Here is a 12628-nt window from a genome sequence, read left to right on the forward strand (position 1 = left end):
AGAGGTTGACAGTTTATAAATTAAGGCACAAATGAGGTCTATTGCTATTACAAGTTTTGATAGAGTGCTCAATTAATTTTTTAAGTTCTTTACCTGTATTACTAGTATTGATTAAAAATTTGCCTTTTAATATTCTATTGATGGTGTTATATTATGTTTTTTCAATTCTGATTGATATATAGTAGAACAATATTGTAATCCTCTATCTGAATGATGTATCAAATCCTTTGTTGTTATTCTATTATAAGCAGCCATCTTGATTGCCTGCATTACATTTTCTGCTGTAAGTATCAGTGATCAATAATAAATAGTGGGATCTTTCTCTACTTTTGATATAGGTGATATCACTCACAACATATTGTTCTGGAGCTGTTGCTTTATATTTTTCATCAAATTCGGATATTTCTTTAACCAATGTTTTGAATTCGTGGTTTTCGTATAATTCTTTTTCTAATACAAGACAGACAGTAACAACAAAAAGATTATCCTAGGCTTCAGCCCTTTTTTACCAATCATATAAAACATGTCCCCTTTTTGTCCCCCTATTTTTTTTTTATTCTATTTCTATCAGTAATAATTTTGAAAAACAAAACTAGTTTCTAACTTTTAATAAAACACAAAAAATGAAGAAATACATACATCTTTTTTGGTTTTTCAATTAACAAACAATTATATGACATAACTAACTTTGACTGAAGATATCTTCTTTTACTTTTCACTAATTTTTAAACAATGTCTCACATGAATACCACTAATAACCTACTTATACTCTATATGTGGCAAACTGCAATATTTTATGATTACTTGCATAAAATATCCAAGATGATAGATGAACAGCTGTAATTCACAAAAGTTATGCTCCACCAAGAGGTCTTTTTAAAGGTAAAAGCGCAAAATCAATACGTGAATTATAGAAAATCAAAGTCTAAATTCTAATCATTCGTCACTAATTCACTAGGTATTCATCACAAAACCAAAATTGCTCAACATTTTTTTTGAAGACTTCAAGTATGTTTGTTTACAAAGCTAGCTATCGGTTTAGGGTTTGATTTCAAATTAAAAAAGTAGTGTACCCCTGAAAACCGTGACTATTTTTTCTCTAATAGGGAATAATATTGAAAAAAAACACACATCATAAAAAAGAGTGCCTAAAACTTATTCAATTTCAATAAAGAATAATATAGAAGAAAAGCTCTAAAGTATTAAAGCAAATATAAATATGATAGCAAAATACCTCAATTCGTCATCTAAATTTATTATCATTTTAATTATTTCAATATCTATTTCACCACAAACATTCGCTCAAGTTGACTTTGGTATTGTTCCAAATAGTACATTAGAAATAAAGGGAGAATTAAAAGTAATTGGTAATGCTATCACCGGGCTGGATCAAACGTTGGATGGTATACTATATACTCCCAATATGGATTATGATGGTTTGCAAAGTAATAACAGTAAAACTTTTGGATATATAGATATAGATGGTGAAGATACATTTAGTTCTAGTAGCGCAAACCTGATTCTTCCTTCTGGTTGCGAAAAAATTGCATATGCAGGCTTATATTGGTCTGCTACATATTTTGTTGACAGGATGCCCGATGGTCGGCCAAGATATACCGACTTACCACTAATAGATACTCGTCCGGATTTTAGAAGTGTAAAATTTAAACCTCCAGGAGGGAGCTATATCACGATTCCACCTTCTCAAACCACAGTTATTTATGATGGTTATCCCAATAGCGATACCAACAAAAATCTGGATGTTTTAGATTTTGATAAAGATGGCGATACCACAGAACCAGCAGCAGCCGTAGACATGCCTTATGTTTGCTACGCAGATGTTACAGATATTATGAAAGGTATATCAAACCCATCAGGAACATATACTATTGCTAATGTACGATCTGCTACGGGACTTGGAAAATCGGATTACCAACATCCTAACCAAATGGGTACTAACGGTATCTCGTCTGGGTGGGTATTAGTAGTAGCATATGAAGACCCCAAATTACCGGCAAAATACATAAGTACCAGAAGTGGATATTTAGTAGTCGATGTAGGAGATAAAAAAAAATCTTTTAAGTATGAGCCTTTTAATACTTTACCAGATAAACTACCCGTAAATGCCAGATATTCTATTGCCACTCTAGAAGGGGAAAGATATTTTAGCGGAGACATTTTAGAAATAGAAAAACCTGATTTAACAACACAAGAACTTTACACAACTCCTGCTAATCCCAAAAACAACTTTTTCGACAGTTCGATTTCTGAAAATGGTGAATATGTAACTGCAAGAAGACCTAAATCCAAAAACACTATGGGGCTTGATATAGATATTTTTGATATCGATAACCCCAAAAACACTATTATTCAAAATGGTCAGACATCGGCTACTTTTTTTACTTCTACTAAGAGTGATTCATATAGTGTATTTTTTCATTCTTTTCAAATAGAAATTATTGAACCCGAACTTACAGTTACCAAACAAGTATTTAATATTGACGATAAAGAAATTACAGGAGAAAATGTAAGCTTAGGACAAAAATTGTATTATAAACTTACTATAGAAAATCAAGGTAATGAAGATATTATCAATGCGTCAATCAAAGATAAACTTCCTATAAATGTAGACTATATAGAAGGTAGTATTTCTACAGATAATTCTGGAGTAATTGCTGTTATTAACAGTAATAAAGATGAAATCAATATTACTATTGAGGATGACCTATTAGTTAAAAACGGAGGTACTTATACTGTTGAGTTTGGGGTACAAATTATTGATGATTGTTCTAAGCTGAGGGATGCATGTTCTAATGAGATTAAAAATGTGGCTCTTTCTACGTATACAGGGGCTACTTCTGGGTTTCTCAGAGAAGAGAAGGAAAGTATTTTAGGACAAGATACATGTGGATATGATGTTACAGGAACTTCTAACGTTCTGGTGAGAGATGATATATGTACCGAAAAAGTACAAGATGCATTTATTTGTACGGGATCTATAGAGCTTGTTGCTGGTAATAATTTTGAAAAATATGAATGGGTAAATATGGATGCTCCTGGGACTATAATTGGAAATAATCAAATATTGAACGTTACAAAAGCCGGAACATACAGAGTTACCAAAATCGATAAAAAGTGTAAAAATGCAATAGAAATTTTTAAGGTTGATGCCTTTACTACAGTAAAAAATCCTGTTTTAGAAATTGTAAAGGATATTATAGATAATCCTATTCCTAATATAAGTGGTAATATACGTACATGTACAATCACTGGTGAAGCTTTACCTGAGCTATTTTTATGTGGATCTGATACAGAATACACCATAAATTCTAGGTTTACAACAGCGACTAAAATCATATGGGAACGCTTAGACACCAAAGCTTGTACAATAAAAAAAGATCCTAATTGTCCCACCCCATCAATAGATATCGATAATATATGTATTAATGATTGGAGAAAAGTCGGAGAAGGGATAGATTATACAGTTAAAGAAAGTGGAGAATATAGGATCGTTGTTACTTTTGATGCTAATTGTACGATACCTTTTTACTTTAATGTATTTAAAAATAGTCTAGATCCAGAACTCAAAGTTTTAGAAAATATTGTTTGTTATAATCCCGGAACAAAAGTGGGAGCAGGAATATTACAAGTTCAAAAAACCTCAAATCAACATGAGTATGAATTGATTTTTAACGAAGAAGTTATTAGACCGTATCAAACATCCACTATATTTTCTGATTTAACAAAGCCCGGTGAATATACTGTTAACGTTCGTCAGAAAAATGGGCCTAATGGAGCGTGCATTGTACAGGCAACAGCAAAATTAAAAGAATTCGATGCTAAAGAAGAGGTTACAGTAACATCACCTTCTTGTCCTAATGGTAGAGGACAAGTAGAAATAGTTGTAACAGAATCAAAAGAATACTATACGTATACTATAAATAGCACAGGCACAACCCCTCCACATACAGATACAACAGGGCCCATCAAAAATGCGAAACATACGTTTAAAGGCCTTAACCCAGGCACATACCAGGTTTTTGTTGAATCCTCTGGTGGTAACTGTTTATTCGACAAAGATGTAGTAATAGAGAAAGCAAAAGACTTTTCGGCTACAGTGAAGCTTCTTAAAGATTTACATTGTAATCCTGGATATCAACCTGATCCAACTCTTAACGACCCAGGCTCACCCAATCACGATCCTTTAGCCCTACCCTTTGATCCAGATGAATTTATTGCAATATATAAGGTAGAAATAACCGGAGGGTCAGGGAATTATAGTTTTAATACCAAAGAAGATTTTTCAGGAACCACATTAGATCCATTACCTGGTACTTCATTTCAATTTAGAGCTACTACAGCAGGTGTTTACCCTGTTTTTGTTAATGATAACACCAACAATTGTACAATCAAAGCAGGTAGTGTTAAAGTAAATTCTTTTGAAACATTAAATGTAACTGTAACCCCTAAAAATCCTTTATGTGCTAACGATAAAGGGGCTATTCAAGTAGATGTTAGTACAGGAAAACCTGTTAGCTATATTTTAGATCAAGGAACAGCGACAGAGGTAACTATTAACTCAAATAATACCACTGAAATATTTAACAATGTAGATACATCGATATCCCATACTGTTACTGTTAAAGATAGGTATGATTGTGATTTCACCATCACTAACATAACTTTTACTGTGCCAGATCCTATTAAAGCTAGTGAAACCATTCTTGACATTACCTGTAACACAGATGGAAGCGGTAATAATCCTGGTTCAATCACACTTACTTTGGATGGAGGAACTCCTGATGCCGATGCAGCAAGCTATACCTACAAATTAACTAAAAATGGACTACCAATACCCCTAATTACTCCATCTTTCCCTTCGGCTGACCAAGTTTTATTTGCAGGTTTAGACTTTGGTATATATACTATTGAAGTCATAGATGACAATTTGTGTAGTGAAGTTTTTGGTTCTTATGAAATTAAAAATGCAGTTGATGAGCTAAAAATAGAAGTAAGCCCATTAGGTAATTGTGCTATTGGGTCTGTAGTAGACATCACTGTAATTAATGGATCTGGAGTTGATACCGGTGGCGCTATTGTAGGGTTTACAATCGAAGTAATCGGTGATCCCAACAATCCTGTTCAGGCTCTAAACGATAGAGCACCAGATCCTGTTCCTCCTCCAACACCCCTAGGTCTTATTAAAGATCATCGTATTGACGGTGCAAATGCTTTAGAATTTGGAAAAAGCTATACCATTAAAGTTGTAGACCTGGGAACAAATTGTAAATATCAGCAAAAATTCACGCTTACCGCTCCTGCAGCTCCCATAGTTTCGTTAGGAACTATAACTCATGAGCGGTGTCTAAATGGAAAAGATGGAGAAATTAAATTTACTGTAGACAATTACGATCCGATACCTGTCGATCTAAACTGGGAGATTTTTAATAGATTCGCGACCCCATCAGATCTTCCCGTACTTTCTGGAGGTCCCGTAACAGCAAGTGGAGGACCTATTTCAATAGATTCTAGCACAGAAGGAGGTTTGCCTCCGGGAGAATACTATATTCGTGTTACCGAGGTAACGGGTACCAGATTGTGTTCGGGAGTATCTCAAAATTTTAAAATAAAAGCAGCAGAATCTTCAATATCAATAAAAATCAATCAATTACAAGATGAAACCTGTAATCCTGGCGATGATGCTAAGATAGAAGCAGTTGTTACTGGAGGCACTGGAGCAATACAATACCAGTTAGATGATCCAGGAGGAGGGCCACCATTAGTGCCATTTGGTAGTGACCCTAGATTTGGAGGTTATAAACTTAATGGTGGTATTGCACCGGCAGGAATAGACTATGTAGTTAGGGTAAAAGATGCTAGAGGTTGTGAAGTAACAGATACTATTAACATTCAACCACCAACACCTTTAGGGTTAGATCCAATTGCACCAATTCTACTAGATTGTTCTAATAGTGAGGATGGCACAATTGTAGCTCAAGCTTCAGGTGGCCAGGGATCTGGAACCTATTTTTTTATGCTTGAATATCCCGATGGTTCACAAACTGGTAGGATAGCAAGTACTACAGATACTTTCCAGTGGGATGATCTTAAACCAGGTCGTTATATTGTTACAGTTACTGATAATTTAGCATGTCAGTTTTCTCGAAATGTGGATATTAATACGCCATCTGCTGTGACTATAGAAGTAAATCAAGGACCTATAACTTGTCGTGGTGCTAGCCCTAAATCAATGACGGTTACTGCAGGAGGAGGAACACCTCCTTATGAATTTAGTAGTGATGGAATTATTTTTGTATCAGGAGCAAATCCTTTTACATTCTCAACGTTACCAAAAGGTGATTATAATTTCTATGTTAGAGATGCAAAAGGATGTGTTTCTCCGGCGTCTAATACGATACGAATACGAGAAATTCCGGAAATAAAAGTGGCATTAGATCTAAATAACACGTTTATTATTTGTTTTGGTGAGCGAACAGGTTCTATTAATGCAAAAGTTGAAGGAGGTTTAGGTGATTATGGCTACCGAGTAACTGGTACAGATTACTTAGGAAATCCTGTTGAACTCCCTGGGCCTATTGGTTCTGATAATACACAAACCACTAGTTTCTTTGGAGATTTATTAGCCGGAAATTATACCTATATCGTAACCAGTGGAGATTGTATCGATAATGTAACGCCGTTTGAAATCCGTCAACCGAAAGAGAAATTCATGGCAGAAGCCTTTGAAACACCTGTTACTTGTAGTGGAGAAAGAAATGGTAATATTAGGGTAACCGCTTCTGGTGGTACAGCCCCATATACGTTTTCTTTATATAATAGTGCAAATATAGCCGTATATGAGCTTAGAGGAGATGATATAGATAATCTTCCCGGGGAACATACTTTTGAAAATCTACTCTCAGATACCTATCGAGTAGAAGTAGAAGATGATAACGGTTGCCCGATAACCATTACTGATATTCAGATTATAGAACCAGCACCAATTTTGGCTACTGTAAATGCTACAACTCCAGAAGATTGTGCGGGAGATATGAATGGTACAGCTACCTTATCTATTACAGGAGGATTACCACCAACAAACCCAGCGGATCCTAGTTATTTCTGGAGTATCGATGGGGTAACCTATCAAGCGGTTACAGATCCTGCGAATTTGTTTATAGATAATCTACCAGGAGGTACAACTACAGTATTTATTAGAGATTCTCAAAACAATGCAAACTGTCAGGGAGCCTTTAATATTGATATTGAACCAGGTGTTAATCTTGCTGGCGAACTCGTACCAGAATTAGTATGTCCTATATTTGATTATAGTGATCCTACGAGTCCTGTGATGACTAGTGAAGAGCAATACTTTGTGAGTTTTGATATTGTTGAAGAATCACAAGGATTAGGTATTATTTATACTTTAAATGGTATAAACGGAACACCAAATCCACCTAACAATTCGAATTTGACAGGTAATTTTGAGGTTACCCCAGGAGAGTATGAAGGTATTATGGAGTACCAGGGATGTACACGAACAGTAGATACTATCGAGATTCTTGAGTATACTCCATTGGCAATACCAGTTGCTCAAATGACCAATAACCCAGAAGATCCTAATGAATATCAAATCATAGCATCAGGAGGAAGACCATTTGAAAACACTCCTTTCTATGCATTCTCATTTACGATGCTAGAAGAAGGAATGACATTGGATCAATTAGAGCCTTCGGACTATACAGAATTAGATGGAAATATTTTTGTAATACGACAGACTGCTGATTATGTATTGCGTGTTGTTGATGCAGATGGTTGTGAAGTACTTACGGTTCAGAATTTGACTTATATTAATATTCGTATTCCGAATTACTTTACACCAGATCGCCCTAATAGCACAGCAGAAGATCGTTTCTGGTATCCTAGACAGATTACTCCTAATATAGATGATCCTTTCTTCTTTGAGAACATGGAAGTAATTGTCTTTGACCGATACGGAAGAATGTTAGCAATATTTAAAGGAGACCAACAAGGGTGGGATGGTTTATATCAAGGAAAACAACTTCCATCAGGAGATTATTGGTATTCTATAATTCTGAATGATGTAGATAATAGAGAAATTACAGGACACTTTACATTATATAGATAATATAAAGTTTAATCGATAAATATCGAAACGCAAAAGTTACAACCTGTAAATCCTAATATTAGATGAAGAAGTATATTATCATATTTAGCCTATTTGCAAGTTATTGTACTTTTGCTCAGGAGTTTTTTGCTCCTGTACAAAATCAATATATTGCAGATAACCCATATTTGATATCCTCGGCCTACGCGGGTATTGGAGATTGTTGGCAGATCAGAGCTTCGGGTTTTGAGCAATGGGTAAGTATCGAGGATTCTCCAGGTACACAATCCTTATCAATAGATGGTAGAATATCTGACCGTTCTGGTGTAGGTGCAATTCTATTTAATGATCAGAATGGATTTACAACTCAAAAAGGAATTCAGTTATCTTTTGCACACCATTTAACATTAAGCGAATATAATAATCAATATCTATCGTTTGGGATTAGCTATAAGTTCACCCAATTTGGTATTGACACTTCAAGGTTTAATAATGGAGACCCTGATAATCCACTAAATCCCGAGTTAGCAGATATAAGTATAAATGATTCTAATTTTGATATTGGATTGTTATATCGTATTGGCCGATTCTTTTTGAGTGCCAATGCGGTGAATTTATTACAGAAAGAGATTGATGATTTTAATCCAACCGAACCTTCACAGATACAGAACTATTATCTATATACTGGATATACATTCTATCATAGATTTAGTGATATCGAGGTAGAGCCTTCTATGTTGTATCAAAACTTTGCAGGTGATGGTCGTTCTACAGCAGATCTTAACTTAAAAGTTCGTAAAATGCACCGTGGAGATTATTATTGGATAGGCGTTAGTCTTCGATCTCTTGTTGATCAGGATTTTAAACCACTTTCTGTATCTCCTATGTTAGGGATCAAAAAAGCTAATTTTTATGTTGCGTATGGATATCAGATTAATGTAAATGAAGTTTTACAACCAACCACAGCAGCAGGATCGCATATGATCACGCTTGGATTTGATTTTGGTTGTAGACAAAGTAAATGTGGATGTACCTATTAGAAAAAAGAAATAAAACAAAAAAAGGAAGTCATTTTGACTTCCTTTCATATATAATGTTATAAACAATTATGCTTCTTCTTTCGCTTTGCGTTTAGCTTCTCTTCTCAATTTGAAGTTCTCGACATTAGCTCCTATAATCCAATAAGGAATAACAAAAGTTAACAAAAAGATCATTAACCAAAATCCAATGGTAAGGATAGTTAAGAACGCTAAAAAACCAAGGTACTGATCGAATTCAAACATAATAATATTCTAATTTTCAAATTTTGTCAAAGATAATAACTCTTACTTATATGTCATAGCAGAAATATAATTTATTTTTAAATCTCTTATGATCGTAATTTATCTACTAAAAAGTAGCTACTTTATTCAAAAATAGTGAGGCAAATGCTTAAATTTGCACTCTTAAAAAAAAACAAATCATCTTACCACAAATGGAATATAGAATAGAGAAGGATACGATGGGCGAGGTAAAAGTACCTGCTGATAAGCTTTGGGGAGCACAAACAGAACGTTCTAGAAATAATTTTAAAATTGGTGCATCAGCATCTATGCCATTAGAAATTGTATATGGTTTTGCTTACTTAAAAAAAGCTGCAGCATATACAAATTGCGAATTAGGCGCATTACCGATAGAGAAAAGAGACCTTATTTCTCAAGTATGTGATGAAATACTAGAAGGAAAACATGATAACCAATTTCCCTTGGTGATCTGGCAAACCGGTTCTGGTACGCAAAGTAATATGAATGTGAATGAAGTTATTGCTAATAGAGCACATCAATTAGCTGGTAAAACAATTGGTGAAGGAGACAAAACATTACAACCAAATGATGATGTTAATAAATCTCAATCATCAAATGATACTTTTCCTACAGGAATGCATATTGCAGCCTATAAAAAAATAGTAGAAGTAACTATTCCGGGGGTAATTCAATTAAGAGATACTCTAAAGAAAAAATCTGAAGAGTTTAAAAATGTAGTAAAAATTGGTCGTACCCACTTTATGGATGCTACACCACTTACGATAGGGCAAGAATTATCAGGGTATGTTTCTCAATTAGATCACGGAATTAAGGCTTTAGAAAACACCTTACCTCATATGGCAGAATTAGCCTTAGGAGGAACTGCTGTGGGAACTGGGCTAAATACTCCAAAAGGGTATGCAAAACGGGTTTCAGAATTTATTGCACAATTTACCAGTTTACCATTTATCACAGCAGAGAACAAATTTGAAGCCTTGGCTGCACATGATGCTTTTGTAGAGAGTCACGGTGCTTTAAAACAATTGGCCGTTTCATTAAATAAAATAGGGAATGATATTCGTATGCTGGCTTCTGGGCCAAGAAGTGGAATTGGTGAACTAATTATTCCTGCCAATGAACCAGGGAGTTCTATTATGCCTGGTAAAGTAAACCCCACACAATGTGAAGCATTAACTATGGTATGTGCACAAGTTATGGGTAATGATGTAGCTATTAATGTTGGAGGAATGCAAGGCCATTTTGAATTGAATGTATTTAAACCTGTTATGGCTGCTAACTTACTTCAAAGTGCTCAACTCATTGGGGATGCCTGTATTTCTTTTGATGAGCATTGTGCTCAGGGAATCGAACCTAACCAAAAAAGAATTACTCAATTATTGAATAACTCATTAATGTTGGTTACGGCTTTAAATACTAAAATCGGATATTATAAAGCCGCCGAAATCGCTAATACTGCTCACCAAAATGGAACAACTCTAAAACATGAAGCAGTAGCTTTAGGATATGTAACTGAACAAGAATTTGACGAATGGGTAAAACCAGAAGATATGGTGGGAGTTCTAAAATAACAGTAAAATAAGTTCTTTTATTTGACGCTATTTGCTCCTTCAAAGAATCCAGATTATAATCAAAAAAACCGTTATTAAAATAAATAACGGTTTTTTCACATATATACGATCTTATTTATTAAAAACAAGAGGAATGTTATTGTTTGATAAACTTCGCTTTTCTTACCTGCTTACCATCATTTATTTGCATAAAATACATACCTGATTTTAAATCACTTAACAATATAGATTCAGAAGAATATCTTCCCTCTTTCACTAGTGCTCCAGATATATTCATAATAGAATATTTTATAGAAGAGTTGGCTTTAATCGATTGAATATGCAAAACGTTTTCTACTGGATTTGGGAATAATTCAATACTTTCAAGCTTTTCTCCCAACTGATTATTTACTAAATCATTACCTTTAAATTGTTTATTTCTTCTGTTAGAAGGAAAAAATACTTTTCTTACATTAGATGCTCTATATGCTCTTGCACTATGAGCATATCCATTAGCCACTAATAGCTTTTTATTATTATTTCTCATATAATACCTTTTAACATAGTTCGTATAAATTCTTGCTCTATGGTATCTATTATCTCCTTGTAACTTAGCCCCACAACGTACATCTAAAAACTTTGTTCCTGTATCTTCAGAACCAACCATCTGATATACTGTTCTGTTTGTCATATTAGATTTGATATTTGAAACCCCTGTGGCTCTCATATATGAATTTAAGTTCCCCCCAACCCCAAATTCATAGTCATTATAATTACTACAACTTGTATTGGGTGTAGCAAATTGATTTTCTGTTCCGGCTATTCTTCGGTACCTCCCAGGGTATAAATATATAGAAGGCGCATAAGAAACAAATTGTACTTTAACCCTGCTAGGTATCGTATTTGGAATTCTTCCTCCTCCAGCATACCTGTTAATCATTTGTCCACCCGCAGAAAAACCGGTTATCGTAAGTGTCTCCAAATTGGGGTTATTTCTTATCAATACTTTAATAAGCTCATCGATTACCGTAAATGAACTTACTCTATTACTATTTTGAGAAAGATCTCCAAATTTCCATCTTCTTGTCCAGTAAGGATATTTATTCGTATTCAAATTATAATAATTTATATGGTCTAATTCCATCATTATAGGAGATACAATAATAGTATTTGATAATTGCCCTTCAGATATGGCGGCAGATCTAATATTATTATATACAGATTTACCATACTGATTTATACCGTGAAAAGCTATAATTGCATTGGTTATATTATTTCTTTTAGTTCCGATTGAAAGATTTCTCCAATACGGAAGTTCTACCACTTTGTCATTAATTGTTATAGAAATTCGCGAATCGGGAAGTCCTTCGGGTAATGGTTCTGATTGTCCACTTATTGTAAGCGTAAGAAAAACAACTGCAATAAATAAACTTAGTTTAATTTTTTTCATAAGAGAGTTTTTTGTGTTTATATTTATTATGATCAGATTACAATTTGATAATAATTTAAAAACAGATAAAGGACCATTGTATATAGCTTACATTTCTTTGTATTAAAACGCTATTTCTCTACATGATCAACTTAAACTTCACAAAAGAAAATTGAATTAAATAAGCTCGAAAATAAGTACAGAAGATTCTTTTCACTAA

The 12628-nt window shown here is 34.1% G+C and carries 5 protein-coding genes; 3 read left to right on the forward strand and 2 right to left on the reverse strand.

The window, feature by feature from the left end:
* The first annotated feature begins 1219 nt into the window (after positions 1–1219).
* Entirely contained in the window at positions 1220–8149 is a 6930-nt protein-coding gene (locus NNH57_RS25820) for a T9SS type B sorting domain-containing protein (RefSeq protein WP_254504282.1), read from the forward strand.
* A gap of 62 nt (positions 8150–8211) precedes the next feature.
* Positions 8212–9168, forward strand: coding sequence for a PorP/SprF family type IX secretion system membrane protein (locus NNH57_RS25825; protein WP_074409892.1), 957 nt, complete (start codon positions 8212–8214; stop codon positions 9166–9168).
* Between the two features lie 66 nt (positions 9169–9234).
* Here the strand turns inward: NNH57_RS25825 and NNH57_RS25830 are convergent, their stop codons facing one another.
* The gene (locus NNH57_RS25830) at positions 9235–9411 is read right to left on the reverse strand and encodes a hypothetical protein (protein ID WP_165583327.1); all 177 of its coding nucleotides are present in this window, start codon (positions 9409–9411) and stop codon (positions 9235–9237) included.
* A gap of 191 nt (positions 9412–9602) precedes the next feature.
* On the opposite strand from NNH57_RS25830, the gene fumC reads away from it, so the two are divergent.
* Entirely contained in the window at positions 9603–11000 is a 1398-nt protein-coding gene (gene fumC / locus NNH57_RS25835; protein WP_108807621.1) for a class II fumarate hydratase, read from the forward strand.
* Positions 11001–11136: 136 nt separating this feature from the next.
* Here the strand turns inward: fumC and NNH57_RS25840 are convergent, their stop codons facing one another.
* The gene (locus tag NNH57_RS25840) at positions 11137–12429 is read right to left on the reverse strand and encodes a T9SS type A sorting domain-containing protein (RefSeq protein WP_108807620.1); all 1293 of its coding nucleotides are present in this window, start codon (positions 12427–12429) and stop codon (positions 11137–11139) included.
* Between the last annotated feature and the right edge of the window lie 199 nt (positions 12430–12628).

Origin of the sequence: Aquimarina spinulae (genome assembly GCF_943373825.1) — a bacterium.
In the GTDB taxonomy this organism is placed as follows: domain Bacteria; phylum Bacteroidota; class Bacteroidia; order Flavobacteriales; family Flavobacteriaceae; genus Aquimarina; species Aquimarina spinulae.